Raw genomic sequence first — 25,153 nt, 5'->3', positions numbered from 1 at the left:
CACCCGTCACGCCCCTCTCCGCACCCACCCCCTCCACCGCCCCCTCCCGCAGCGCGTCCCTCTCGCCTGGGGCGGGTGGGGGGAGGGGGGTGGTGAGGGTGGGTGGGTGAGTGCGGGTAGATGGGTGGGGGGGTGGGGGGTGGGTGGTGGGGGGGTGGGTGGTGGGGGGGGGGGGGGGTTGGTGTTTGTGGGGTGGTGTTTGTGGGGTGGTGTGGTCAGACGGGGATGGTGGGGTGGTGGGTGCTGAGGAGGTGCCAGAAGCGGGGGGTGAGGGGTGGGGTGGGGGTGGTGGGGTGGGTGGTGGTGCCCCAGTGGGAGGGGATGTGGTGTTCCTGGTGGAGGACGGGGAGGACGGCGGCGAGGTCGGGTTCGGGGACGGGGACGAGGTGGGCGATCGGGCGGAGGTGGGGTTGCCAGCGGCTGGCCACGCATTGGCGGAGCAGGGTGTCGAGGGCCTCGCGGCGGCCGGTGGCTTCGATCAGTTCGGTGAGGCGCAGGCCGAGGACCTGGGCGAGGGCGTGGGTCTGGTCGGGGTCGCCGTCCCAGTGGCCGGTCAGTTCGGCCTGGCGGTAGGTGGGGAGGGGGATGCCGACCCGTTCGGCGACGGTCTCCGGGGGGAGTTCCCGGGCGAGGCGGTGGTCGCGCAGGGTGACTGGGGGGCCGGGCATCAGGGCGGCGGCCGGGCACCAGAGGGCGCGGGCGAGGGCGATGAACTCGGTCTCGCCGGGGCGCAGCACGCCGTCCTCCCAGGCGAGGACGTGGCCGGGGAGCAGTCGGACGCCGTGTGCGGCCATGCCCTCGGCGACCTGCTCGGGGGTCAGCCCTAGGCCGGTTCGGTGGGCCCGGGCGGCCTCCGGTGAGAACGGCACCGGGGTGGGGGCGGCGGCGGGGGGCTTTCTGCGGCGCATGGCCGAACCGTAGGCGTGGCTCGCGGCGCGGCCCCAGCCGCCGAACGCACGAAGCGGGGGCACCGGGCCCGTCGTGGGGCTGGGCGATCGCACAGGGCGGGGGCGGGCGTGTCGTGTGACCAACCCCTCCGTGACCTCGGTTGACTCCCGGTTCGGGCGCGTGATGGGATCCTGGGGCCAAACGGAGGCATGGAGAGGAAGCCGGTGCGAGTCCGGCGCGGTCCCGCCACTGTCACCGGGGAGCACGCTCGGAGAGTGCCACGGCGGCCCGTCAGGGGCCGCTGGAAGGCCCGGGGGTGCGTCGGACCCGGAAGCCAGGAGACTCTCGCCCCCGGTACGTCGATTCAGGGCGCGGACCCTGAGTGAGGACACCCACGCGATGCAGGCTGCCCCGCCCGGTTGGATTCCCAGCCTTTCGTTGTTGTGCGCCCGCTGACCCGGGCCGCCGCCTTCGGCCTGGGCGCGCTCGCGGGCTACGCCGCCGACGCCCGGTACGCCGATCCGCGCCGCGGGCACCCCGTCGCCCTGTTCGGCACGGCCGCGGGGCGGCTGGAGCGGCGGCTGTGGCGCGACGGCCGGGCGGCCGGTGCCGGGTACACCGCGGTGTGCGTGGGTGCGGTGGCGGCCGGCGCGCTAGCCCTGGACCGTACGGTCGGGCGCCGTCCGCTGGGCCGGGCCGCGTTGGCGGCGGCGGCGACCTGGACGGTGCTCGGTGGCACCTCGCTGACCCGGGAGGCCCGCACCATCGGACGCTCGCTGGCCGTAGGCGATCTGACGGCGGCCCGGGAGCGGCTGCCGCACCTGTGCGGGCGGGATCCGAGCGCGCTGGACGGGCAGCAGATCGCCCGGGCGGTGGTCGAGTCGGTGGCGGAGAACACGGCGGATGCCGTGGTGAACGCACTGGCCTGGGGTGCCCTGGCGGGCACGCCGGGGCTGTTGGCCTTCCGCGCGGTGAACACCCTGGACGCCATGGTGGGCCATCGCTCGCCCCGCTACGCCCGCTTCGGTTGGGCCTCGGCCCGGCTGGACGACGTGGCGGGCTGGCCGGGTGCCCGGCTGACGGCCCTGCTGACGGTGGCCGCCGCGCCCGAGCCCCGGACCGCCTGGCGGGTCTGGCGCCGGGACGGCTCCGCGCACCCGAGCCCGAACGCGGGCCAGGCCGAGTCGGCCTTCGCGGGGGCGGTCGGGGTCCGGCTGGGCGGGACGTTGCAGTACGGGGAGCGGGTGGAGCACCGGCCTGTGCTGGGCGCGGAGTTGCGGCCGGTGACGGTGGACGACATCGAGCGGGCCTGCACGCTGTCCCGGCGGGTGGGCGCGCTGGCGCTGGGTACGACGGTCGCGGGGCACGTCCTGCTGCGGATGCTGATGAGGAAGAAGGGTGGGGCATGAGCGAGCGCAGCGAGTTCATCATCGGAGGGTGCGCGTTGTGCGGGGCGGGCGAATGAGCGAGCGCAGCGAGTTCATCAGAGGAAGGTGCGCGTTGTGCGAAGCGCCTGCCGAGCGTAGCGAGGCGGGCGCATGAGCAAGGCACTGTTGGTCGCGGGGACGACCTCGGACGCGGGCAAGAGCGTGGTGACGGCCGGGATCTGCCGCTGGCTGGCCCGGCAGGGCGTGCGGGTGGCGCCGTTCAAGGCGCAGAACATGTCGCTGAACTCCTTCGTCACCGCCGACGGCGCCGAGATCGGCCGTGCCCAGGCGATGCAGGCGCAGGCCGCCCGGGTGGAGCCGGAGGCGGCGATGAACCCGGTGCTGCTCAAGCCGGGCGCGGACGGCCGCAGCCAGGTGGTGCTGCTCGGCAGGCCGGTGGCCGAGGTGGGCGCGCTGGACTACCGGGAGCGCAAGCCCGTCCTGCTGGAGCGGGCGCTGGAGTGTCTGGCCGATCTGCGCGCCCGCTACGACGTGGTGGTGTGCGAGGGCGCCGGCTCCCCCGCCGAGATCAACCTGCGGGACCGGGACATCGCCAACATGGGGCTGGCCACGGCCGCCGCGTTGCCGGTGGTGGTGGTCGGGGACATCGACCGGGGCGGGGTGTTCGCGGCGATGTACGGGACGCTGGCGCTGCTGTCGGCGGAGGATCAGCGGCACGTGGCCGGCTGGTTCGTCAACAAGTTCCGCGGCGACGCCCGGCTGCTGGCGCCCGGGCTGGAGATGCTGCACGAGCTGACCGGCCGTCCGGTGCTGGGCACGCTGCCGATGCTGCCGGGCCTGTGGCTGGACGCCGAGGACTCGCTGGACCTGTCCACCGTGGTGGACCGGGTGGACGGGCGCGGGCCGCTGGGGGCGGACGTGCTGCGGGTCGCCGTGGTGCGCTTCCCGAGGCTGTCGAACTTCACCGACCTGGACGCGCTGGCCCAGGAGCCGGGCGTGCTGGTGCGCTGGGCGACCCGGCCGGAGGAGCTGGCCGACGCCGACCTGGTGGTGCTGCCCGGCACCCGGGCGACGGTGGCGGACCTCGCCTGGCTGCGCGAGCGCGGCCTGGAGCCGGCGCTCAAGGCGCGGGCGGCGGCCGGGCGGCCGGTGCTCGGGGTGTGCGGCGGCTACCAGATGCTGGCGCACTCGATCGAGGACGAGGTGGAGTCGAAGGCGGGTCTCGTCGAGGGGCTCGGGCTGCTGCCGACCCGGGTGCGCTTCGGTGCCGAGAAGGTGCTGGCGCGGCCGGTCGGCGAGGCGTACGGGCAGCGGGTCGAGGGGTACGAGATCCACCACGGGGTGGTGGACGTCGAGGGGGGTGTTCCCTTCCTGGACGGCTGTCGGGTCGGCTCGGTCTGGGGCACCACCTGGCACGGCGCGCTGGAGAACGACGGCTTCCGCCGTGAACTCCTGCGCGAGGTCGCCGACTTGGCGGGGCGGGCGTTCGTGCCGGCGCCGGACACCTCCTTCGCCGAGGCGCGCGAGGCCCGGCTGGACCGGCTGGGCGACCTGATCGAGGAACACGCGGACACCGACGCGCTGTGGAAGCTGATCGAGGGCGGGGTGCCGGCGGCCGGATCGCTGCCGTTCCTCCTGCCCGGAGCACCTGGGAGTGACGCATGAGTGAGGTCCGCTATCCGTTCACCGCGATCGTCGGGATGGCCGACCTGCGGCTCGGGCTGCTGCTGAACGCGGTCTCCCCGGCCGTGGGCGGCGTGCTGGTGCGCGGCGAGAAGGGCACCGCGAAGTCGACCATGGTGCGCGCGCTGGCCGGGCTGCTGCCCGCCATCGCCGTCGTGGACGGCTGCCGGTTCGCCTGCGACCCGGCCGGGCCGGACCCGCAGTGCCCGGACGGGCCGCACACTGCCGTCGAGAGTTACGAACGGCCCTCCCAGCTGGTCGAGTTGCCGGTCGGCGTGGCCGAGGACCGGATCGTCGGCTCGCTCGACCTGGAGCGCGCGCTGGCCGAGGGCGTCAAGGCGTACGAGCCCGGACTGCTCGCCAAGGCGCACCGCGGGGTGCTGTACATCGACGAGGTGAACCTGCTCCAGGACCACGTGGTGGACCTGCTGCTGGACGCCGCCGCGATGGGCCGCTCCTACGTCGAGCGCGAGGGCGTGTCGGTGCGGCACGCGGCGCGGTTCCTGCTGGTCGGCACCATGAACCCGGAGGAGGGCGAGCTGCGGCCGCAGCTGCTCGACCGCTTCGGCCTGACCGTCGAGATCGCCGCCACCCGGGAGCCGGCCGAGCGCGCCGAGGTGGTCCGGCGCCGGCTCGCCTACGACGCCGACCCGGCCGGTTTCGCGGCGCGGTTCGCGGCGGAGGAACGGGAGCTCGCCGAACACATCACCGCGGCACGGGAGTTGCTCCCCAAGGTCGAGCTGACGGATGTGGCGCTGCGTCAGATCACGGCGGTGTGCGCCGCGTTCGAGGTGGACGGGCTGCGCGCGGACATCGTGATGGCCCGCACCGCGGTCGCGCTGGCCGCCTGGGCCGGGCGGACGGAGGTGCTGGAGGAGGACGTCCGCAAGGCCGCCCAGCTGGCCCTGCCGCACCGGCGCCGGCGCAACCCCTTCGACGCCCCCGGGCTGGACGAGGAGCAGCTGGACCGCACCCTGGAGGAGCACGCCCAGCCGGAGGACGACGGGCCGGAGCCCGGAGGCGACGGCCCGGACGGCGGCGGTGACGGGGGCCCGGGTGACGGCGGCCCCGACGGTGGCGGCGCGCCCGAGCCGGCCGACGGCGGCGCTCCGGAGGCGTTCGCTCCCGAGGACGCCGAGGCGCCCGAGCCGCAGCCCGTACCGGCCCAACACCCCTCCCCCGCACGGGAGTCGGCGCCGGTCGCGGCCGGGGACCCGTACCGGACGCGGCTGTTCACCGTGCAGGGCACCGGCCACGGCGCCCAGGGCCGCCGCTCCCCCGCCGAGACCACCGGCGGGCACACCGTCCGGGCCCGCCGCCCGCAGGGCACCCTCAGCCGGCTGCACCTGACCGCGACCCTCCAGGCCGCCGCGCCGCACCAGGTGGCGCGCGGGCGGGCCGGCCGGGCACTGGTGCTGCACAAGGACGACTTCCGCGAACAGGTGCGCCAGGGACGGGAGTCCAACCTGGTGCTGTTCGTGGTGGACGCCTCCGGGTCGATGGCCGCCCGGCAGCGGATGACCGCCGTCAAGGGCGCGGTGCTGTCGCTGCTGATGGACGCCTACCAGCGCCGGGACAAGATCGGCATGATCACCTTCCGCGGCGCGGACGCCGAACTGGCGCTGCCGCCCACCTCCTCGGTGGAGGTCGGCGCCGCCCGGCTGGAGACCCTGCCCACCGGCGGGCGCACCCCGCTGGCGGCCGGTCTGCTGCGCGCCCACGAGGTGCTGCGGGTCGAGCGGCTGCGCGACCCGAACCGGCGCCCGCTGCTGGTCGTGGTGACCGACGGCCGGGCCACCGGCGGGCGGGACGCGCTCGCCCGCTCCCAGCGGGCGGCCACCCTGTTCGCCGCCCAGGGCACCGCGAGCGTGGTGCTGGACTGCGAGTCCGGGCCGGTCCGGCTGGGCCTGGCCCGCACCCTGGCCGGGCTGCTCGGCGGCAGCGCCGTCAGCCTGGACGAGCTGCGCGCGGAGGGCGTGGCCTCGCTCGTCCGCGCGAACCGACCCGTCTCCACCCCGATCCGAAAGGCGGCCTGAGCCGACATGCCCAAGGGTGTCCCCGAGAGCGTTCCCGACGACGGCCTGACGACCCGTCAGCGCCGTACCCAGCCGATCACCGCCGTGCACACCGGCCCCGGGAAGGGCAAGTCCACGGCCGCCTTCGGCATGGCGCTGCGGGCCTGGAACCAGGGCTGGTCGGTCGGGGTGTTCCAGTTCGTGAAGTCCGCCAAGTGGAAGGTCGGCGAGGAGAACGCGTTGCGCGTGCTCGGCGCCTCCGGCGAGGGCGGCACCGTCGACTGGCACAAGATGGGCTCCGGCTGGTCCTGGATCCAGCGCTCCGCCGAGCAGGAGATGACCAGCGAGGAGGCGGCCAAGGAGGGCTGGGAGCAGGTCAAGCGCGACCTCGCCGCCGAGACCTACCGCTTCTACGTGCTGGACGAGTTCACCTACCCGATGCACTGGGGGTGGATCGACCCGGAGGAGGTCGTCTCGGTGCTCAAGGACCGCCCGGGCAGCCAGCACGTCGTCATCACCGGCCGGTACGCGCCCGAGGCGCTGACCGGAGTCGCGGACCTGGTCACCGAGATGACCAAGGTCAAGCACCCCATGGACGCCGGCCGCAAGGGCCAGCGCGGTATCGAGTGGTGACCTCTTGAGCAACGTCCCCCGCCTCGTCGTCGCCGCGCCCTCCTCGGGCGCCGGCAAGACCACCGTCGCCACCGGCCTGATCGCGGCACTGACCGCGCGCGGGCTGGCGGTGTCGCCGCACAAGGTCGGCCCCGACTACATCGACCCGGGCTACCACGCGCTCGCCGCCGGGCGCCCGGGCCGCAACCTGGACGCCTTCATGTGCGGGCCGGAACGGATCGCGCCGCTGTTCCTGCACGGCGCGGCCGGGGCGGACGTCGCGGTGGTCGAGGGCGTCATGGGCCTGTTCGACGGGGCGTCCGGGCGCGGGGAGTTGGCCTCCACCGCGCACGTCGCCAAGCTGCTGCGGGCCCCCGTGGTGCTGGTGGTGGACGGCTCCTCGCAGTCCCGCTCGGTGGCCGCGCTGGTGCACGGCTTCGCCTCCTGGGACCCGCAGGTGCGACTCGCCGGGGTGATCCTCAACCGGGTCGCCTCCGACCGGCACGAGCAGTTGCTGCGGGAGGCCCTGGAGGAGGGCTCCGGCGTGCCGGTGCTGGGCGCGCTGCGCCGCTCGGCGGCCGTGGCCACGCCGTCCCGGCACCTGGGGCTGATCCCGGCGGTGGAGCGCTCGGCGGAGGCGTTGCGGGCCGTTGCCGACATGGGCGAGCTGGTGGCGGCTTCGGTGGACCTGGACGCGGTGCTGGAACTCGCCCGTACGGCTCCGGACTTGGACGCCGAGCCGTGGGACGCTTCGGTCGAGGTGACGCCGGTCGGCGGACGGCCGCGGATCGCGGTGGCCGGCGGCGCGGCCTTCTCCTTCTCGTACGCCGAGAACGCCGAACTGCTCGGCGCGGCGGGCGCGGAGGTCGTCCCCTTCGACCCGCTGCACGCCTCGGCGCTGCCGGAGGGCACCGCCGGGCTGGTCATCGGCGGCGGCTTCCCCGAGCTGTACGTACGGGAGTTGAGCGGGAACGCCGAACTGCGGCGGGCCATCGCGGAGTTCGCGGCGGCGGGCGGGCCGATCGCCGCCGAGTGCGCCGGGCTGCTGTACCTGGGGCGGGAGTTGGACGGCCTGCCGATGTGCGGCGTGCTGGACACCGAGGCCCGGATGACCGAACGGCTCACCCTCGGCTACCGGGAGGCCGTCGCCCTGCACGACTCCCCGCTCGCCCCGGCCGGCACCCGGCTGCGCGGGCACGAGTTCCACCGGACGGTCTGCGAACCGGGCGCGGGCGAACACCCGGCGTGGGGCTGGCGCCTGCCGACCGGGCCGCGTACCGAGGGCTTCGCCGCCGGGAACGTGCACGCCTCCTACCTGCACCTGCACTGGGCCGGGGCGCCCGGGCTGGCGGCGTCGTTCGCCGGGGCCGCGGCGGCGTTCAAGTCAGCGGCGTTCAACTCGGCGGCGTTCAATTCGGCTGCTTCCTGAGGGCGTGCCTCCTTAGGATGCGCGCATGCATGTGATCGTCCTCAACGGCGGCTCCAGCTCCGGGAAGTCGAGCATCGCCCGGCGCCTCCAGGAGCTGCTGCCGGAGCCCTGGCTGCACCTCGGCGCGGACACCATGGTGGACGCGCTGCCGCCGTGGCTGCTCGGCGGCGACGGGGGCATCGGCGGGCTGGAGGACGGCGACGGCACGGTGGCCGTCGGGCCGGTCTTCACCCGGCTGGACGCCGCCTGGTCGGTCGGCGTGGCGGCGATGGCCCGGGCCGGGGCCCCGGTCCTGGTGGACGAGGTGTTCCTCGGCGGGGCCGCCTCGCAGCAGCGCTGGCGCACGGCACTGGAGGGCCTGGACGTGCTCTGGGTCGGCGTGCGCTGCGACCCGGCGGTGGCCGCGGCCCGCGAGGCCGCGCGCGGCGACCGGGTCGCCGGGATGGCCGCCGCGCAGGCATCGATGGTGCACGAGGGCGTGGCGTACGACCTGGTCGTCGACACCTCGCGGGCCTCGGTGGCGGACTGCGCCGACGACGTGCTCGCCCGCGTCACGGCCGCCGGATGAGCCCCGCGGGGGCGGCCCGCTGCGGTTGACTGTCCGGGGACACCCCCTTCCCACGGAGGCACCCCCATGGCCAAGCAGTACGAGTACACCGCCGAGATCAACTGGACCGGCAACCGGGGCACCGGCACCAGCGACTACCGTGCCTACGCCCGCGACGTCGAGGTGTCGGCCGAGGGCCTGCCGGGCATCCCCGGCTCCGCCGACCCCGCCTTCCGCGGCGACCCGGCCCGCTGGAACCCGGAGCAACTGCTGCTGGTCTCGCTCGCCCAGTGCCATCTGCTCTCGTACCTGCACCAGTGCGCGGTGAACGGCGTCGTGGTGACCGCGTACGCGGACCGGCCGGCGGGCACCATGACCGTGACCCAGGAGGGTGTGCGCTTCACCTCGGTGGTGCTGCACCCGCGGGTCGAGGTCGCCGAGCCGGGGATGGTGGAGCGGGCGCTCTCCCTGCACGCGGCGGCGAACCAGGGCTGCTTCATCGCCAACTCGGTGAACTTCCCGGTGCGGCACGAGGCCGAGGTGACGGTCACGGTCGCCGGGTAGCGGCGGGCCGACGGGCCCCGGGCCGCAGCCCCGGTCAGAGCGCCAGCGTCTGCCAGCCCCGGGTGATCTGCTCGTGCAGGGCGGCGGGGTCGGGGGCCGTCGACCGGGCCGCCGCCAGCGCCGCCAGCAGCGCCGTACCGTCCGCCGGGCGCCGGGCCGGGTCGATGGCCAGGGCGCGGGTGACGACGGCCGCGAGCTCCGGGTCGAGGGCCTGGACCGCCGCCAGCGCGGCGGGCTCGGGCCCGCTCTCCACGATCCGGCGGATCACCGCGCCCGTGTTGGTCGCCGCGAACGGGCTGACGCCGTACGCCGCGCAGACCACGCAGCACGCCCAGGCCCACACGTCGGCCGCCGGGCCGACCCGCTCGTCGCCGAACTGCTCCGGCGCCATGTACGTCAGGGTGCCCGGGCCGCCGCCGGTGGCGGTCAGCCGGGTACCGTCCACGATCGCCGCGATGCCGAAGTCCAGCAGGCGCGGACCGGCCGTGGTCAGCATGATGTTGGCCGGCTTGAGGTCCCGGTGCACCAGTCCGAGCCGGTGCACCCCCGAGAGCGCCACGGCCAGCGCCAGGGCCAGGGCGTGCAGCGCCTCGGCGGAGCGGATCGGGCCCTGCTCGCGCAGGTGGGCGTCGAGCGGGCGGCCGTCCAGCAACTCCATGGCCAGGTACGGGCGTCCGGCGTCCACGCCGGTGTCGAGCACCCGGGCGGTGTAGGCGCCGGGGACCATCGCCAGCACCTCGGCCTCGCGCTGGAAGCGGCGCAACAGGTCGCCCTCGGCAAGGAGTTCGGGGTTGATGGTCTTGAGCGCGACCTGGGTCGCGGAGCCCTGCCGCTGGGCGAGGTAGACCGTGCCCATGCCGCCGGAGCCGATCCGGCCGAGCAGCTGGTAGCCGCCGATCGTGCGGGGCTCGTGCGCGCCCAGCGGGCTGCCGACGGGCGGGGCGGACACCACCGGCGGGGCGGTCGGGGCCGGCGGGGTCGGCGGGGCAGGCGGGGTGAACTGCGGTGGGACGTACGGGCCCTGTGGCGCCTGCGGCTGGACGTACGGCGCCTGCGGCGGGGCGGCCGGGGGCTGCGCGGTGGGCGCGTACGGGTTCTGCCCGGCCATCGCGGCCTGGAACGCCTCGGCGGCCTGCGCCGCCTGGAACGCGCGCGCCTGCGGGTCCCCGGCCGCGGCCGCGCCGACCGGCTTGGGGTTGCGGCTCACCAGCAGGGCGACCACCTGGCAGACCAGGGCGGAGGAGAGCAGGCCGACCGGCAGCAGGAACACGCCGATCGCCGCACGGAGCAGCACCAGTCCGATCAGCCGGACCTGGGTCGACCCGGAGGTCCAGACCTCCTCGGGCAGGCCGTTGGTCAGCAGCCTGCGCTGGGTCAGGTACCAGAGCACCAGCCAGAGCAGCAGGAACACGACGACGAGGACGAGGTACCAGGTCCGCGCCGAGGCCCGGGGGATGTGCCACTCGAAGGCGATGTACACGGACCTGTCGAGGTCGAACGGCCGGGAGAAGAGCTCGTAGCTGTGGTGGTCCTCGAGTCTCACCAGGAGGAGCGCAGCCACGCCGACGACCAGACCGATCGCCAGCTCGCCGAAGGTCGCGCCGAGGCCGCCCGGCGCACCTCCGGTCGCGTCCACGCCCGTGGCCGCCGCCATCCTCCGGCGCATGGCCGTCTGAGCCCGCACCAGCACCGGAAGCGTCGCCAGCCGCAGCAGCAACGCGACACCGGCCATGAGCACCAGTGCCATCTCCATCAAGTCCAGCATGTCTCCCCCTGCCTGATCGGGCAGGGGGAGTATAGGGGGACGCCCGGAACAGCGTCCCCTCGTCAACCCTCCTCGCCCAGCAGAGCGGTGAGGTAGCGGTCGATCTCCCCGCGCAGCTCCTCCGGCATCGGCACGTGCCAGTGCCCGCTGCCCGCGGTCGCGTTGAACAGCACGCCGTCGCACCAGCGGACCAGCCGGCGGGCGTCGCCCTCGGGGTCGGTGGAGCCGGCGGCGGCGAGCAGGGCGGCGCCGAGCTCGGCGAAGCGGGCACCCAACCGGTCGTAGACGACCCGCAGTTCGGGCCGGCGAGTGGCCTCCAGAGCGAGCTCCAGTCGGGCCAGGGTGAGCCTGCGACCGCTGGTGAGCGCCTGGAACAGCACCTCGGCGCCGACCTCGGCCAGCAGCGCGCGGGCCGGTGCGGCCGCCCGGGGCCGCTCGCCCTCGGCGAAGACCGGGTGGTCGGCGGTCTCCCGCTCGACGATCCGGTTGAGCACGAGTTCCAGCAGGGCGGCCCTGGTCCGGGCCAGGTTGGAGGTCGAGCCGACGGACAGGCCGGCGGCGTCGTCCACGGCACGGTGGGTGAGCCCGCGCAGGCCCGCCTCGGCGATCAGGTCGATGGCGGCGTCGGCGATCAGGGTCGGGCGCGGGGGCGTCAGGCTCGGGGGTGTCAGGCGCGGGGGCGTCATGGGTTCGATCATGGCCTTTCCTCGGCGGCTACCCAACTCACTACAGCCGTAGTTTACGGCCCACTACATGTGTAGTACGGTGCTGGACGGTGGTCACTACAGCTGTAGTGGCCAGGATCGCGGGAGAACAGGAGTCCCTCATGGGCCAGCACCGGGCGATCGTCATCGGCGGCGGCATCGGCGGCCTCACCGCCGCCCTCGCCCTGCACCGGCAGGGCATCCCCGCCACCGTCCACGAACGCGCCGCGAGCCTGGAACCCGTCGGCGCCGGACTCGCCCTCGCCCCCAACGCCCTGCGCGCCCTCGACCGGCTCGGCGTCGGCCCCCGGCTACGCGCCAGCGCCACCGCCCACCCCGCCGTCGGCATCCGCCACCCCTCCGGCCGCTGGCTCGTCCGCACCACCAGCGCCGCCGTCCGGACCCACTTCGGCGACACCGTCGCCGCCGTCGCCCGCGCCGAGGTGATCGCCGCCCTGGTCGACGCCCTGCCGGAGGGCACCGTCCGCACCGGCTCCCCCGCCACCGTCACCGACCCGGGCGACGACCGGCGGCCCGCCGTCGTCCGCACCGGCGAGGGCGACCAGGAGGCCGCGCTCGTCGTCGCCGCCGACGGCATCCACTCCGCCACCCGCGGCCTGCTCTTCCCCCACCACCCCGGCCCGCGCTACAGCGGCTTCACCACCTGGCGCGCCATCGTCACCCCCGACCGCCGTCCGGCCGCCGCCGGCGAGGTCTGGGGCCCCGGCCGCCTCGCCGGAATCGCCCCGCTCGCCGAGGACCGGGTCTACGTCTACGGCGCCGCCCTCGCCCCGGCCGGCGCCCGCGCCACCGACGAACGGGCCGAACTCCAGCGGCTCTTCGGCGACTGGTGCGCCCCCGTCCCCCAACTGTTCGCCCTCGCCGAACCCGACCGGCTGCTCCGCAACGACGTCCGGGAACTCGCCGACCCCCTGCCCGCCCACCACCACGGCCGGGTCGCCCTCCTCGGCGACGCCGCCCACGCCATGTGCCCCTTCCTCGGCCAGGGCGCCTGCCAGGCCATCGAGGACGCCCTCGTCCTCGCCTCCCCGCTCACCCCCGCCACCGACCCGGTCACCACCCTCCCCGCCTACACCGCCGCCCGGCTCCCCCGCACCACCGCCGTCGCCACCGCCTCCCGCCGCACCGGCAGCCTGGTCGCCCTCCACACCCCCGCCGCCACCCTCCTGCGCACCACCGCCCTCACCCTGGCCGGCCTCCTCCCCACCCGCACCCTCCTCGGCCGCACCACCGCGATCTACGACTGGCAGCCCCCGGCCCTCCGCACCGGAGCCTGAGGGCGGGTGCGGCGTCCGAGGAAGCGCGGCCGGATGTCGGTGGTGGCGGGGAGGATGGGCGGCATGACGGATTCCGGGCGGGCCATCGCGGATTACTGGGACGCGGCCGCGGCGGCCTTCGACGAGGGGCCGGACCACGGCCTGCGGGCGGCGGTGACGCGGGCGGCGTGGGGGTGGCGGTTGCGGGGGTGGCTGCCGGGTGAGCCGGTGGAGGTGCTCGATGTCGGGTGCGGGACGGGGTCGTTGGCCGAGCTGGTGGCGGCGGACGGGCACCGGGTGACGGGAGTGGACCTGGCGCCGCGGATGGTCGCGCGAGCCCGGGCGAAGCTGGCGGCGGCCGGGCTGGCGGGGCGGTTCCTGGTGGGGGACGCGGGCGCACCGCCGGTGCGGGAGGGCGGCTTCGACGTGGTGCTGTCCCGCCACCTGGTCTGGACCCTGCCCGAGCCGGAGCGGGCGCTGCGCGCCTGGGTGCGGCTGCTGCGCCCCGGCGGGCGGCTGGTGCTGGTCGAGGGCCGCTGGCGGGAGGCGGGCGAGCAGGCGGCGCCGTACGCCGCCGGGGCGGAGCGCCTGCCCTGGGGCGGCGGCGTGGGCGCGGACGAACTCGCCGCTGCGGTGCGCCCGTTGGTGGCGGAGCTGCGCGTCGAGCCGCTCAGCGGGGACGCGGAGCTGTGGGGCGGCCCGGTGGCGGATGAGCGCTACGCGCTGGTCGCTCAGCTCTGATCGCGCCTCGACTCACGGCCCGACCACCTCGCCGTGGTCGTCGCCGGGAAGTGGCCTGCTGAGCTCTGCCGTCAGCTCGGGATCCGCGAGCACCCGGGCGGTGGCGCGCCATTCGATCAGCACTCGACGCAGATCGGCGACCAACTCGCGTCGTTCGGCGGCCGAAAGGTGCCTGAGCCAGAACAAGGCCGACTCACCCCGCACCCGTACCGAAGGTCCCGTTGAGCGGGTCGCGGCGGAAGCAGGCGGGGCAGCGGAGGCGGGTGTAGATCGCCACCGCGCCCATGCAGACGTCCTCGCGGCCGTCGAGCCGGGAGGCCGAGCCGGCCGGCTCGCCGCAGACCGCGCAGCGGCGGTGGGGGCGGGCGGTGATCGAGCAGGCGCGGCAGACCAGGTGGGTGGGGTGCTCGGCGTGGACGACGACGGGCTGCGGGCCGCCGTGCAGCAGGTGGTCGCACCAGGTGCAGGACTCGTCCTCCTGAGCGGCGAGCATCCGTTCCCTGGTCTCCCGCTGCCACTTGGCCGCGTTCTGCAGCGGCACCTTCACCGGCGGCCCCCACCCGGCGGCGGCGAGCCACTGGGCGCCCTCCGCCCCGGCCGCCCGCAGCTGGTCGTCGACGGCGATCTCCCTTGGGGTCCTGTGCTTCATCGGGCGTCTCCTCCGGCGCGTCGTCCTGCTGGTCTAACGCGGCCGGGAGGTGGTGGTCACGCGAACGACCCGGCCGTCAGCCCAGGGGTTCGGTGTCGCCGTGGGCGATGAGGAGCTTGCGCAGCAGGGTGTCGAGCTGGGCGCGCTCGTCGGCGTCGAGGGCGGCGAGGAGGCTCTCCTCGTTGCGGATGTGGCCGGGGAGGGCGGCGTCGATGAGGTCCTTGCCCGCCGGGGTGAGCCGGACCAGGACGGCGCGGCGGTCGGTGGGGCAGGGGTTGCGTTCGACCAGGCCCTTGGCGGAGAGCTTGTCGACCCGGTTGGTGATGGCGCCGGAGGTGACCATCGCGGACTTGAGCAGGGCGCGGGCGTTCAGCTCGTAGGGCTCGCCGGAGCGGCGGAGGGTGGCGAGGACGTCGAACTCGGACGGGTCCAGCCCGCAGGTGAGGAAGTACTCGCGCAGGGCGTTGTCGACCCGGACGTTGAGCCGCCGCAGCCGGCCGATCAGGGCCATCGCCTCCAGCGGCAGGTCGGGGCGGTTCCTGGCCCACTGGTCGGCGATGTCGTCGACGGTGTCGCGCTGCTGCATGCTCGGTCATCTCCCTCGGACGGCCAGGTGTTGCCGGTCCAGATATCTTAACATTCACATACTTGACGTTCACCGATCCCGGGGCGTAGAAATATCTCAACGTTCAGATAGTCAACGTTGAGGGGATTGGGAACCGCCATGGACCGCAAGCGCGCAGGGATCGCCGTCACCGCCGCACTCGCCCCGGCCGCCTGGGGCACCACCTACCTGGTCACCACCCAGCTGCTGCCCGAGGGCCGCCCGCTGCTGCTCGCCGCGCTGCGGGCGCTGCCCGCCGGGCTGCTCCTGCTGCTGATCGGCCGCAAGCTGCCCAAGGGGCGCTGGTGGGGGCGTGCGGCAGTGCTCGGGATGCTCAACATCGGGCTGTTCTTCCCGCTCACCTTCGTCGGTGCCTACCGCCTGCCCGGCGGCGTGGCGGCCACCATCGGGGCGATCCAGCCGCTGCTGGTCGCCGGGCTCTCGGTCGGGGTGCTCCGGGTCCGGCCCGGGCGGCGGGCGCTGCTCGCCGGACTGGTCGGGGTCGCCGGGGTGGCGCTGCTGGTGCTCAAGAGCGGCGCGCAGCTGGACGGCATCGGCATCGCCGCGATGGTCACCGCGATCGGCCTGATGGCCACCGGCACCGTGCTGACCCGCCGCTGGGGCCGCCCGGAGGGCGCCACCATGATCGACCTCACCGCCTGGCAGCTGCTGGCCGGCTCGGTCTTCCTGGTCCCGCTGGCGGCGCTGGTCGAGGGCGCGCCGCCGGCCCTGAGCGCCGCCAACCTCGCGGGGTTCGCCTACCTCGGCCTGTTCAGCACCGCGCTCGGCTACGTCCTCTGGTTCCGCGGCATCGAGCGGCTCGGCGCCGGTCCGGTGTCCTTCCTGGGGCTGGTCAACCCGGTGGTGGCCACCGTCGGCGGACTGGTGGTGCTCGGCCAGACGCTCACCCCCTGGCAGGTGCTGGGGCTGGTGCTGGCGCTCGGCGCGATGCTGATCGGCCAGGCCCCGGCCCGGCGGACCACCCCGGCGGCCGGTCCGGCCACCGCTCCGGCGACCTCGGCCCCGGCACCCGTCCCGGCACCCGTTTCGGCCCTCGCCTCGGCCCCCGCACCCGAGCGCCGGGCGCCGGCGGTCGCCCGCTGACGGCCCAGCGCCTCCGCTCCCGTCCCCACCCCGTCGCCCAGTGGCCGGCGGGGCGCGGACGTGTCCGGGCTCAGCCGGTGGCGCGGATGTAGATGTCGGCGGCGCCGGGCAGCCCGCCCCGGACGGCCGCCACATAGATCCGGCGGGCCGAGGGGGCGCGGGTGGGGACGGCGGACGGGCTGGTGGTGGGCGTCCAGGTCGGGGTGGGGCTCGGGTCAGGAGTGCCGTCCTCGGGGACGTGCGCGGTGCCGCCGGAGCCGTCGTCCGCCCCGTCGTCGGCACCGGCGTCCGGTGCGGCGCCGCCGGAGCCGTCCGGGTCGGGGTCGGCCGAGGCGGGATCCGCCGGAACGGCCATCGGCGCGACACCGGCCCCCGGATCCACCACGGCAGCGGAGGCGGACGCGGCCCCCGAGGGCGAGGGCGCTCCCGAATCCCCCACCGGCCCCGCCGACCCTGCCGACCCCACCGCCCCCGCCGGCAGCTCCGGCAGCTCCGGGGCCTCGGCAGGCTCGTCGCCCCCGAGGGCCGCCGCGAGGTCCGGCGGCAGCGGGGCGGCCGGCCCGGGTGCCGGGAGGTCGTAGGTCTGCAGGAAGTCGCCGAGGCCGGGCTCCTTGCCGCCGCCGAGCCGGTAGTGGAGATAGGCGACCGGCGCCCCGTCCGAGGTGCGGGTGTAGACGGCCCCGACCGGGACGTAGTAGCGGCCCGCGCCGGGGTGCTGGGAGGGGTGGAGGCCCGCCAGCCGCTCGGCGCGGTCCCGGTCGGTCTCCCGTCCGACCCGGCCGACGGTGAGCGCGTTGACGCCGCGCACGATCAGGGCGGCGCCGGCGGACACGCACAGCACGAGTCCGACGGCGACGGTGCGCCGCAGGACCGGTCGGCCGTGCAGGACCGGCCAGGAGTCGGTGACCACGCGCTCGGGTGGGATGCCGTCCACGGTTCGCTCGTTCCCCCGCTTCGATCAGGACGTCCGGCCGGCACCTCGGGCCGGGACGTCACACTCTGCTCGACGTGGGACGTTAGCGGAGAGTTCCTCAGCCCAGGTAGGCGGGGGCGACGGCGGCCTTGGTGACCAGCCGTGGGGCGCCGGAGCCGTCGGCCGGGACGGTCCACAGGTCGGCGCCGTAGTCCCCGGGCAGGGCGTACAGCAGCGTCCCGGTGTCGGACCAGAGCGCCTGGTCGTCGATGTTGCGCTGCTCGGCGGTGGCGGTCTCGCTGCCGGTCGCGAGGTCGAGGACGTACAGCCGCCAGGGGGCGTCGGACGACAGACCGGGGACGCGCTTCTTGTACGCGATGCGGGTGCCGTCCGGGGAGAGCGAGGGGCACTCGACGTTGTCGTGCAGGGTGGTGAGGGTGCGGGCGGCAAGGTCGCCGCGGACGAGGTGGGTCTGCCCGGAGGTGGCGAGGGTCGCGTAGAAGGTGTTGTCGTCGGCGAAGGTGACGCCCCAGATGTTGACATCGTGCGCCTGGTACGGGTGGCCGTCCTTGACGACGGCGAAGTCCTCCAGGTTCTCCCGCAGGTTCCAGTCCCGCACGTCGACGATCGAGGTGCGGGTGGAGAAGTTCGTGCCCGCGTAGGAGTCGCCGCTGACGAAGACCGTCCAGGCGGCGAGGTGCCCGGACGGCGAGACCCGGGAGCGGGTGGGGATGCCGGCGGCGGGGAAGGAGCGCCGTTCGTGCAGGTGGTCGTCCAGGACGACGGCGCGGTAGGTGTCGTCGAGCGCGCCGTGCTGGGCCTGGAGGCAGATGCCGGTGCCCGCGGCGGCGTGGAAGCGCAGGCACTGGGTGCCGGAGGCGGTCCGCGGGCCGTCGGGGCGGTCGGCGGGGACGCTGGTGATCTCGTCCCGGTGCGGCCCCCAGGCCATGCTGCGGAACAGCAACTGGCGCCCGCTGGGGGGCACTTGGAGCGAGACCTGGCCGGGTTCGACGGCCGGTCCGCCGGCCTGGGTGCGGTCGCGCTCGGCGCCGCGGTCGGCCGCGTAGAGGACGGCGCCGGTGCCGACCGCGCCGAGCACCAGGACGGCGAGCAGCAGCACGATCACCCGGCTGCGGTTGTTCTGCAGGTTCACGGGCTCTCCACTACGGGGTTCAGGGGTCTCCTCCACGGGATTCACGGGCTCCCCTCGGGATTCACGGGCTCTCCACCTCGGGGTTCACGGGCCTTCCTCCACGGCGACGGGTTCCGAGCGGCGCAGCACCGCCGCCGCCCCGGCCACGCACAGCGCCAGGGCGCCCGCGGACCAGGCGAGTGCGGTCGGGCCGCCCACCGCGCTCCACAGCGCGCCGAACAGCAGCGAACAGGCGAACCGGGCCAGCGCCTGCCCGGTGCCGACCAGGGCGAGCCCGGCGCCGCGCTGTTCGGCGGGGACGGCGTCGGCCGCGGCGGCGGCGAGCACGCCGTCGGTGGCCGCGTAGAAGCAGCCGTGCAGCAGCAGCACGCAGAGCACGGCGGGCAGCCCGCGCAGCGGCGAGAGCAGCAGCCCGTACCCGAGCAGCAGCACCCCGTGGCCGAGCAGGAAGAGGCGGCGGCGCCCGATCCGGTCGGCGAGCGCGCCGAGCGGGACGGCGAGCAGCAGGAAGGCGGCCGCGGTGCCGAGCGGCAGCAGCGGGAACAGGTTGACGGACAGGCCGAGTCGGCGCTGGATCAGCAGGTACAGGAAGGAGTCGCTGACCGTGGTGAGCCCGAGCAGGACGGCGCACAGGGTGAGCCGGCGCAGTCCGGGCAGGCGGAGCAGGGTGAGGCTGCTGCGCAGCGAGGGGGTGGCGGTGGACGGCGCCTCGCCGCTCTGCCGGTTCGGCACGAACAGCAGCAGGATCAGCACGCCGAGCGCGGCGACGCAGGCGCTGACCGTGAACACCGCGTCGTAGCCGTGCCGTTCGCCGCCGTCGGCGAGCATCGGGCCGCCGGCCAGCCGCAGCACCAGGAAGGCGGTGAGCGGGCCGAGCAGGGCGCCCGCGGTGTCCATCGCCCGGTGCACGCCGAACGCCCGGCCGCGGTGGGCGGGTTCGGTGGCCAGCGAGATCATCGCGTCCCGGGGCGCGGTGCGCAGGCCCTTGCCGGTGCGGTCGACGGCGATGACGGCGCCGATCAGCGGCACGGTGTGGACGAACAGCAGCAGCGGCCGGCACAGCGCGGACAGCCCGTAGCCGACGGCCGCGACGGCCTTGTGCCGGGCGGCCCCGTCGCGGCCGCGGCGGTCGGCGAGGTGGCCGCCGACCAGCCGGACCAGGGCGCTGAATCCGTTCTGGATGCCGTCGAGCAGACCGAAGCCCAGCGGGGAGAGGCCGAGTCCGGTGAGCAGGTAGAGCGGCAGCACGGCGTTGACCATCTCCGAGGAGACGTCGGTGACCATGCTGACCGCGCCGAGGGCGAGGACCGCCCCCGGCACCGAGCGCAGGGCGGCGCCCCGCCGCACCTGGCCGGTGGCCGGTGCGACGGGGGCCTTCGAGCTGCGGGAGTCCGCGACGTACACCGGCGTCAGTTCCAGATGCCGGTGATGTCGGAGGCCCCGGCGGAGTTGCCGGCGTGGGCGTTGACGCCGGCCAGGTCCTCCAGGGTGTGCAGCACGTCGTAGTGGTTGTACCGGGTGGCGGTGGAGCTGCCGGGGGCGACGTGGGCGCCGTAGACGATGGTCGGGATGCGGTTGCCGGCGAGCCGGTTGTCCTCGTCGAAGGTCACCACCAGCAGGCTGTTGTTGCTCTTGGCCCACTGGGCGTAGGCGTCGAGGTTGTCCTGCAGCCAGGTGTCACCAGTGCCGACCGAACAGTCGTGCATGTCGTCGCAGAGGTCCGGGACGACGAAGGAGACCTTCGGCAGGGTGGTGAAGTCGGTCGGGAAGGCGTCCATGCCGTAGGCGCTGGAGGTGGGCACGTTGCCGAAGCCGAACCACGGGTTGTGCTTCTGGGCGTAGTTGTCGACCCGGCAGTCGGTGGCGCCGACCGCGGGCAGGCCCTCGTTGTAGCTGGCCCAGGTCTGGTTGGCGGCGAGCAGCTCGGAGGCGAGGTTGGGCTCCTGGAGCGCGCCGACGTCCACGCAGCTGTCGTCCGTGACGCCCTGGGCGCTGCCGGAGAACAGCATGTAGTAGTTGGGCTGGCTGGGGTGGGTGAGCGCGTAGGACTGGGTCAGCTTCGCGCCGCCGGCCACCAGGGTGTGGTTGACGTACGGCGCGCTGGAGCTGCCGATCACCTGGGAGTAGGCGTGGTTCTCCAGCACCACGACGACGACGTGGTCGGGCGAGGGCAGGGCAGCGGCGGTGTCGGCGGCCGCGCTGCCGCCCGCGGCCCACAGGCCGAGCGAGCCGGCGACCAGGCCGAGGCCGGTGGCGAGGGCGGTGATCGGGCGGAGCCTGCGGCGACGGGCGGGGCGCGGGCCGGCCGTGGGGGTGCCGGGGGTGGGGCCGGCGGTGGGGGCGGGGGTGCCGGGGGTACGGAGTCGTGCGAAGGCCATGGGGTCCTCCGGGGTCGGGGCTTCCGGGGCGGGAGCGCCGAGAACAGTAGGATCGCGGCGTGTCGTGTACCGCACAAGAGAAATGAAGAACAGGCGAACAGCTGCGAGGCAGTCCCGGTACGGAGCAACCGGACGCCGGACCACACCGTGCAGGGCAGGTCCGGCCGCACCGCCCCGGAACCACGGCGGAGGTCACACCCGCCGCGATTGACCCCCCTCCACCGCCCGTGGTGGGATCACGGGGGCCCGCGAGCACCGGGCCGGGGACGGCAAGGAGTGCGGTACGTGATCGGACTGGTCGCCATCTACGGGCCGGGCCGCCCGCTGACCGACGAACTGCAGGAGCTCTGGCCGGAGAGCAGCCGCGCCTACCGGGCCTCGCACACCAACTGCCTCCAGGGGCCGGAGGCGATGCAGGTCGCCCTCGACAACCACCGCCAGGTGATCGCGGTCGGGGCGCTCGGCGCCGTCGTCGGGCTGCTGGGCGACCCCCGGGTCGAGGTGCCGCGCGGCGCCGAGGTGCTCTGCGTGGACCCGGGTCGGCGCTGGGTGATCCCGCTGACCCACACGGACTCCGCGGTGGAGCTGGCCGAGGAGGTGGCGGGCGCCCTCGGCGTCACCCCGGTGTTCACCGGCCCGCCGCCGGGGCCCGGGAACCCGCTCGACGTACTGACCCCGCACGCCGTCCGCTACCGCCGGGCCGGTGCCGGCCACGCCGCCGAGGCCGCGGCGGCCGGGGAGCCGGTCCGGCTGGTCACCGAGGTGGCGTACCCGCTGCCCGCACTGCCCCCGAACGTGCGGCCGGACGCGCCCGAGGACGCCCCCGTCCTGCGGATCACCGACCGGGAGGACCCGGACGGCAGCGACCTGCTGGTCGTCCCGCGCACCCTGGTGGTCGGCATCGGCGCGGGCAGCGGCACCGAACCGGCCGAGGCCATGCGGCTGCTGATGGACGTGCTCAAGGAGACCGGCCTCCTGCGCTCGGCGATCGCCCGGATCGCCACCGTGACCGGCAAGGCCGACCACCCGGCGGTGCGCTGGGCCGCGCGGTGCCTGAACGTGCCGGTGGAGGAGCACCCGGCCGAGGAGCTGGCCCGGATCACGGTGCCGAACCCGTCCGAGGCGGTCGGTACGGCCGTCGGCACCGTGAGCGTGGCCGAGGCGGCGGCGCTGGCCGGCGCCGGTGGCGGTGAACTCGTCGTCCCCAAGCGGAAGTCGGCGACGGCCACGGTGGCGATCGCCCGGGCGGCGGTACGCGGCCGGCTGGCGCTGGTCGGCCTCGGGCCGGGCGCCCCCGACCTGCTGGTGCCCAGGGCACTGACCGAACTGCGGCGCGCCTCGGTGGTGGTGGGCCTGCCGGAGGCGGTCGAGGCGGTGGCCGCCCTGCTCCGGCCGGGGACCAGGCGGGTCGCGGTGCCCGAGCGGGCCGGGCCGGGCGGTTCCGGGGTGGCCGGCCGGGTGCCGACGGACGGCGCCGGGGAGGCACTGGACCCGACCGGGGCGGCGGTCACCCTCGCCGCGCACGGGCACGCCGTCGCCCTGGTCGCCCTGGGCGACGGCGCCGGACTCACCGTGCCATCCGGGGCGTACGAGCTGCTGCGGGTGCCCGGCCTCCCCGCCGACATCGACGGGATCCCCGCATGACCGCCACCCACCGGACCAGCACCGACCGGACCGACACCGACCGGGGCGGTACCGACCGAGGCGATACCGGCCGGACCAGCACCGACCGGGGCGACACCGACCGGGGCGGCGCCGTCGCCACCGACACCGAACCCGACCTGCGCCACCACGGCGACGCCGAGGTGCGCGCCGAGGGCAGCGGCCTGGTCGACCTCGCCGTCAACGTCCGCACCGGCACGCCGCCGGCCTGGCTGCGCGAGCACCTGGCCGCCACCCTCGGCACCCTCGCCGCCTACCCCGACCAGAGCGCCGCCCGCGCGGCCGTGGCCGCCCGGCACGGACGCCCGGTCGAGGAGGTGCTGCTCACCTCGGGAGCGGCGGAGGCCTTCGTGCTGCTCGCCCGAGTCCTGACGGCACGTCACATCGTCGTGGTGCACCCCCAGTTCACCGAGCCGGAGGCCGCCCTGCGGGACGCCGGACACCGGGTGCACCGGGTGCTGCTCTCCCCGGAGGACGGGTTCCGACTGGGCGCCGTCCCCGAGCAGGCGGACCTGGTCGTCCTCGGCAACCCGACCAACCCGACCTCCGTCCTGCACCCCGCCGAGGCCGTCGCCGCGCTCGCCCGCCCCGGGCGCACCCTGGTGGTGGACGAGGCGTTCATGGACACCGTGCCCGGGGAGCGCGAGTCCCTCGCCGCCGCCCGGGACCTCCCCGGCCGGGTCGTCGTCCTGCGCAGCCTCACCAAGACCTGGGGCCTGGCCGGACTGCGGATCGGCTACGCGCTCGGACCGGCGCCGCTGATCGCCGCCCTCGGCGCCGCCCAGCCGCTCTGGCCGGTCTCCACCCCGGCGCTGGCCGCCGCCGAGGCCTGCAGCGGCCCGGCGGCGCTCGCCGAGGCGGACCGGGCGGCCGCCGAACTCGCCCTGTGGCGCGACTACTTGGTGAAGGGGCTGGCCGCCTTCCCGGCCGTGCGGCTGCACGGCGAGCCGGCCGCCTCCTTCGTCCTGGTCCGGCTGCCGGGCGCGGCGGCGGTCCGGGCGCGGCTGCGCGAGCTCGGCTTCGCCGTCCGGCGCGGGGACACCTTCCCCGGCCTGGGCGAGGACTGGCTGCGGATCGCCGTCCGGGACGAGGAGACCACCGACCGCTTCCTCAACGCCCTGGAGGCGGCGCTCCGTCCAGCCTGACCGGGTCGCCGGTGCGGATGAGCCCCGGCGCCAGCACCTGGGCGTACACCCCCGCGCAGGGCAGCGCCGGCATGCCTGCCAGCGGGACCAGCCGGTTGCGTTCGGCCGGGCCCCGTAGTGCCTCCGTCCGGCGGGGCAGCGGGCCGTGCCGCAGGGTGGGGACGGCGCACCGCGGGGTGGGTGCCACGATCCGCAGCCGCAGGCTCTCCCCGACGGTCAACTCCCGCCCCACCCAGGCGTTCTCGACGAAGCCCTCGCCCTCGGTGCGGAGCACCAGGTTCGGCCGGTAGCGCTCCGCCTCGACGCCGACGGCGAGCAGGGTGGAGCTGGTGATCAGATGCAGCGGGGCGAAGTCGAAGAACCCGCCGTCCGGCGCGGCCCGCCCCAACTCGTTGACGGTCACCGGGACTTCCGCCTCGATCCCGCGCGCCAGCACCTCCTCCGGCACGGCCCGCTCGACCTCCGCGCCGGGCGGGCGCTCGGCGATCAGGGCAAGCTTGCGGCCGAAGGCCTCGGACAGCTCCGCCTCGCCCGCGGCGCGCCCGTCCGGGCCGGTCACGGCCACCCGGCCGTCCGCCGTGGCCGTCGCCGAGTAGTCGAGCAGTGCGGCCCACCGGTGGGGGTTCTTGGCGCTGGCCACCCGCCCGGTCTCCAGGTCCAGCAGGGCTCGCGCCCGGTCCCCGGCCAGGCCCCGCGTGGACACCTCGGCCGCCGGGAGGTCCTCCCCCAGCAGCGACTTGACCGGGTAGCGCCGCAGCCGCTCGACCCGGCCGACCAGCTCGCCGGTGGGCCCGCCGGTCAGCACGCCGCGTCCTCCGCCCACTCCCGCAGCGCCGCGAAGTGCAGCTCCCGCAGCCCCGCCCGGGGGTCGACCCAGAGCGGCAGCGCCTCGGCCGGGTGGTGCGCCGCGATCCACTCGATGTCCTGCGGCCCGAGTTCGTCGTCCAGCCAGACGAACGGCCGACCGGCGGCCCAGGCCACCACGTCCCTGGTCTTCCAGTGCAGCCCGTCCGGATCCTCGCCGAACAGGTTGGTCCAGCGGACGTACGGGAGTTCGGGCAGGCCGAGGCGCGGGCCGATGAAGGTGTTCGCCTCGTCCATCCAGGTGGTCGCCCACGCCAACTCGTACGGCAGCGACAGCAGTTCCGGCCCGTGCGCCGGGTTCAGCCACACCCGCAGCGGCTCGACCTGCTCCCGCGGCTGCGGCGCGTGCCGCGCGACCCAGGACTCGGGCAGCAGCCGGTGGGTGCCGTAGCCCTCGGGGCAGCGGGAGTCCGGCGCGGCGTAGGGGTTGAGCGGCCCGTCCACGTCGATCAGGAGCAACGGCGACCCGGTCATGCGGCGGCCGCCCAGTCCCGCAGGGCCGCGAAGTCGTCGGCGAGCATGCCGACCCGGGGGTTGACGTGCAGGGTGAGCGCCGGGCCCGGGTGGTGTGCCGCGATCCATTCGGCGTCCTGCGGCCCGAGTTCGTCGTCGACCCAGACGAACGGCCGACCGGCGGCCCAGGCCACCACGTCCCTGGTCTTCCAGTGCAGCCCGTCCGGATCCTCGCCGAACAGCTCCGTCCAGCGCACGTACGGGAGTTCGGGCAGGCCGAGGCGCGGGCCGATCAGGGCGTTCGCCTCGTCCATCCAGGTGGTCGCCCACACCAGCTCGTACGGCAGCGACAGCAGCTCGGGCCCGTGCGCCGGGTTCAGCCACACCCGCAGCGGTTTCGCCACGCCGTCGGCGGCGCGCCGGGTCTGCCGCTCGGCCCACCAGGTGGGCATCAGCTCGTGCGTCCGGTAGCCGTCCGGCCGCCGCAGCCTCGGCGCGGCGTAGGGGTTGAGGGGTCCGTCCACGTCGAGGAGGAGCAGCGGCTGTCGAGTCATGCCGTGAATTCTCCGGTGGTGGACCGGGATTGACCAGTGATTTGCCCCGACCCGACGGCCG

General features: G+C 75.5%; 25 protein-coding genes and 1 riboswitch. Of the genes, 12 read left to right on the top strand and 13 right to left on the bottom strand.

Annotation, left to right across the window (positions count from 1 at the left end; translation table 11 throughout):
• Positions 1-215 precede the first annotated feature (215 nt).
• Positions 216-908, bottom strand: a complete 693-nt coding sequence (locus ACIQWA_RS21810) for a transcriptional regulator (protein ID WP_402484725.1) — start codon at positions 906-908, stop codon at positions 216-218.
• A 193-nt stretch (positions 909-1,101) separates the two neighbouring features.
• Positions 1,102-1,233: riboswitch (cobalamin riboswitch) on the top strand.
• Positions 1,234-1,331: 98 nt separating this feature from the next.
• On the opposite strand from ACIQWA_RS21810, the gene ACIQWA_RS21805 reads away from it, so the two are divergent.
• The 7 genes from ACIQWA_RS21805 to ACIQWA_RS21775 all read left to right on the top strand — a co-directional run bounded on the left by ACIQWA_RS21805 (position 1,332) and on the right by ACIQWA_RS21775 (position 9,126).
• Positions 1,332-2,297: a cobalamin biosynthesis protein gene (locus ACIQWA_RS21805; protein WP_402484722.1), complete on the top strand. Its 966-nt coding sequence runs from the start codon at positions 1,332-1,334 to the stop codon at positions 2,295-2,297.
• A 129-nt stretch (positions 2,298-2,426) separates the two neighbouring features.
• Positions 2,427-3,941, top strand: coding sequence for a cobyric acid synthase (locus ACIQWA_RS21800; RefSeq protein WP_402484719.1), 1,515 nt, complete (start codon positions 2,427-2,429; stop codon positions 3,939-3,941).
• Positions 3,938-5,995, top strand: a complete 2,058-nt coding sequence (locus ACIQWA_RS21795) for a putative cobaltochelatase (protein ID WP_402484716.1) — start codon at positions 3,938-3,940, stop codon at positions 5,993-5,995. Before ACIQWA_RS21800 ends, ACIQWA_RS21795 begins: the two co-directional genes overlap by 4 nt.
• Before the next feature lie 6 nt (positions 5,996-6,001).
• Positions 6,002-6,607 (top strand): cob(I)yrinic acid a,c-diamide adenosyltransferase, encoded by a 606-nt coding sequence (gene cobO, locus ACIQWA_RS21790; RefSeq protein ID WP_387930333.1) that lies wholly within the window; start codon positions 6,002-6,004, stop codon positions 6,605-6,607.
• A 4-nt stretch (positions 6,608-6,611) separates the two neighbouring features.
• A complete protein-coding gene (locus ACIQWA_RS21785; RefSeq protein WP_402484713.1) occupies positions 6,612-8,015 on the top strand; it encodes a cobyrinate a,c-diamide synthase in 1,404 nt (467 codons plus the stop codon).
• 25 nt (positions 8,016-8,040) lie between these two features.
• On the top strand, positions 8,041-8,583 hold the full coding sequence (cpt, locus tag ACIQWA_RS21780; protein WP_402484711.1) for a chloramphenicol phosphotransferase CPT: 543 nt from the start codon (positions 8,041-8,043) through the stop codon (positions 8,581-8,583).
• 66 nt (positions 8,584-8,649) lie between these two features.
• Complete coding sequence (locus tag ACIQWA_RS21775; RefSeq protein WP_402484708.1) at positions 8,650-9,126, top strand: OsmC family protein; 477 nt, start codon at positions 8,650-8,652, stop codon at positions 9,124-9,126.
• Between the two features lie 34 nt (positions 9,127-9,160).
• On the opposite strand, the gene ACIQWA_RS21770 is transcribed toward ACIQWA_RS21775, so the two are convergent.
• On the bottom strand, positions 9,161-10,891 hold the full coding sequence (locus tag ACIQWA_RS21770) for a serine/threonine-protein kinase (RefSeq protein ID WP_402484706.1): 1,731 nt from the start codon (positions 10,889-10,891) through the stop codon (positions 9,161-9,163).
• Between the two features lie 62 nt (positions 10,892-10,953).
• Positions 10,954-11,589: a TetR/AcrR family transcriptional regulator gene (locus tag ACIQWA_RS21765; RefSeq protein WP_402484703.1), complete on the bottom strand. Its 636-nt coding sequence runs from the start codon at positions 11,587-11,589 to the stop codon at positions 10,954-10,956.
• 128 nt (positions 11,590-11,717) lie between these two features.
• Between ACIQWA_RS21765 and ACIQWA_RS21760 the strand changes: the two genes are divergently transcribed.
• Together ACIQWA_RS21760 and ACIQWA_RS21755 are read left to right on the top strand one after the other, a co-directional pair.
• Positions 11,718-12,893, top strand: coding sequence for an FAD-dependent monooxygenase (locus ACIQWA_RS21760; RefSeq protein WP_402484700.1), 1,176 nt, complete (start codon positions 11,718-11,720; stop codon positions 12,891-12,893).
• 63 nt (positions 12,894-12,956) lie between these two features.
• Positions 12,957-13,613, top strand: coding sequence for a class I SAM-dependent methyltransferase (locus ACIQWA_RS21755; protein ID WP_402484697.1), 657 nt, complete (start codon positions 12,957-12,959; stop codon positions 13,611-13,613).
• A gap of 12 nt (positions 13,614-13,625) precedes the next feature.
• On the opposite strand, the gene ACIQWA_RS21750 is transcribed toward ACIQWA_RS21755, so the two are convergent.
• The 3 genes from ACIQWA_RS21750 to ACIQWA_RS21740 form a co-directional block, all read right to left on the bottom strand.
• Positions 13,626-13,799: a hypothetical protein gene (locus tag ACIQWA_RS21750; RefSeq protein WP_387930316.1), complete on the bottom strand. Its 174-nt coding sequence runs from the start codon at positions 13,797-13,799 to the stop codon at positions 13,626-13,628.
• A gap of 7 nt (positions 13,800-13,806) precedes the next feature.
• Positions 13,807-14,262: a hypothetical protein gene (locus tag ACIQWA_RS21745; RefSeq protein ID WP_402484695.1), complete on the bottom strand. Its 456-nt coding sequence runs from the start codon at positions 14,260-14,262 to the stop codon at positions 13,807-13,809.
• Between the two features lie 76 nt (positions 14,263-14,338).
• Positions 14,339-14,848 (bottom strand): MarR family winged helix-turn-helix transcriptional regulator, encoded by a 510-nt coding sequence (locus ACIQWA_RS21740; protein ID WP_402484692.1) that lies wholly within the window; start codon positions 14,846-14,848, stop codon positions 14,339-14,341.
• 138 nt (positions 14,849-14,986) lie between these two features.
• On the opposite strand from ACIQWA_RS21740, the gene ACIQWA_RS21735 reads away from it, so the two are divergent.
• Positions 14,987-15,970, top strand: a complete 984-nt coding sequence (locus tag ACIQWA_RS21735; protein ID WP_402484690.1) for an EamA family transporter — start codon at positions 14,987-14,989, stop codon at positions 15,968-15,970.
• Between the two features lie 70 nt (positions 15,971-16,040).
• Here the strand turns inward: ACIQWA_RS21735 and ACIQWA_RS21730 are convergent, their stop codons facing one another.
• The 4 genes from ACIQWA_RS21730 to ACIQWA_RS21715 form a co-directional block, all read right to left on the bottom strand.
• Complete coding sequence (locus ACIQWA_RS21730; protein ID WP_402484688.1) at positions 16,041-16,904, bottom strand: hypothetical protein; 864 nt, start codon at positions 16,902-16,904, stop codon at positions 16,041-16,043.
• A gap of 97 nt (positions 16,905-17,001) precedes the next feature.
• The gene (locus ACIQWA_RS21725) at positions 17,002-18,036 is read right to left on the bottom strand and encodes a TolB family protein (protein ID WP_402484685.1); all 1,035 of its coding nucleotides are present in this window, start codon (positions 18,034-18,036) and stop codon (positions 17,002-17,004) included.
• Between the two features lie 84 nt (positions 18,037-18,120).
• A complete protein-coding gene (locus ACIQWA_RS21720; protein ID WP_402484682.1) occupies positions 18,121-19,440 on the bottom strand; it encodes an MFS transporter in 1,320 nt (439 codons plus the stop codon).
• Between the two features lie 5 nt (positions 19,441-19,445).
• Positions 19,446-20,414, bottom strand: a complete 969-nt coding sequence (locus ACIQWA_RS21715; protein ID WP_402484680.1) for an alkaline phosphatase family protein — start codon at positions 20,412-20,414, stop codon at positions 19,446-19,448.
• Positions 20,415-20,699: 285 nt separating this feature from the next.
• On the opposite strand from ACIQWA_RS21715, the gene ACIQWA_RS21710 reads away from it, so the two are divergent.
• Together ACIQWA_RS21710 and cobC are read left to right on the top strand one after the other, a co-directional pair.
• Positions 20,700-22,058 (top strand): cobalamin biosynthesis protein, encoded by a 1,359-nt coding sequence (locus ACIQWA_RS21710; RefSeq protein WP_402484677.1) that lies wholly within the window; start codon positions 20,700-20,702, stop codon positions 22,056-22,058.
• A complete protein-coding gene (gene cobC / locus ACIQWA_RS21705; RefSeq protein WP_402484675.1) occupies positions 22,055-23,221 on the top strand; it encodes an Rv2231c family pyridoxal phosphate-dependent protein CobC in 1,167 nt (388 codons plus the stop codon). Before ACIQWA_RS21710 ends, cobC begins: the two co-directional genes overlap by 4 nt.
• Here the strand turns inward: cobC and ACIQWA_RS21700 are convergent.
• The 3 genes from ACIQWA_RS21700 to ACIQWA_RS21690 are packed head-to-tail and all read right to left on the bottom strand — an operon-like array spanning position 23,187 to position 25,092.
• A complete protein-coding gene (locus ACIQWA_RS21700; protein ID WP_402484673.1) occupies positions 23,187-24,026 on the bottom strand; it encodes an MOSC domain-containing protein in 840 nt (279 codons plus the stop codon). The genes cobC and ACIQWA_RS21700 overlap by 35 nt on opposite strands.
• Positions 24,020-24,559, bottom strand: a complete 540-nt coding sequence (locus ACIQWA_RS21695; protein WP_360236322.1) for a hypothetical protein — start codon at positions 24,557-24,559, stop codon at positions 24,020-24,022. The genes ACIQWA_RS21700 and ACIQWA_RS21695 overlap by 7 nt, the downstream gene beginning before the upstream one ends.
• Positions 24,556-25,092 (bottom strand): hypothetical protein, encoded by a 537-nt coding sequence (locus ACIQWA_RS21690; protein WP_402484670.1) that lies wholly within the window; start codon positions 25,090-25,092, stop codon positions 24,556-24,558. The genes ACIQWA_RS21695 and ACIQWA_RS21690 overlap by 4 nt, the downstream gene beginning before the upstream one ends.
• Positions 25,093-25,153: the final 61 nt, after the last annotated feature.

Origin of the sequence: Kitasatospora sp. NPDC098652 (genome assembly GCF_044760155.1) — a bacterium.
Taxonomy (GTDB): Bacteria; Actinomycetota; Actinomycetes; order Streptomycetales; family Streptomycetaceae; genus Kitasatospora.
The sequence above is the reverse complement of the archived record's forward strand: the minus strand, read 5'-3'. Positions and strand labels throughout refer to the sequence as shown.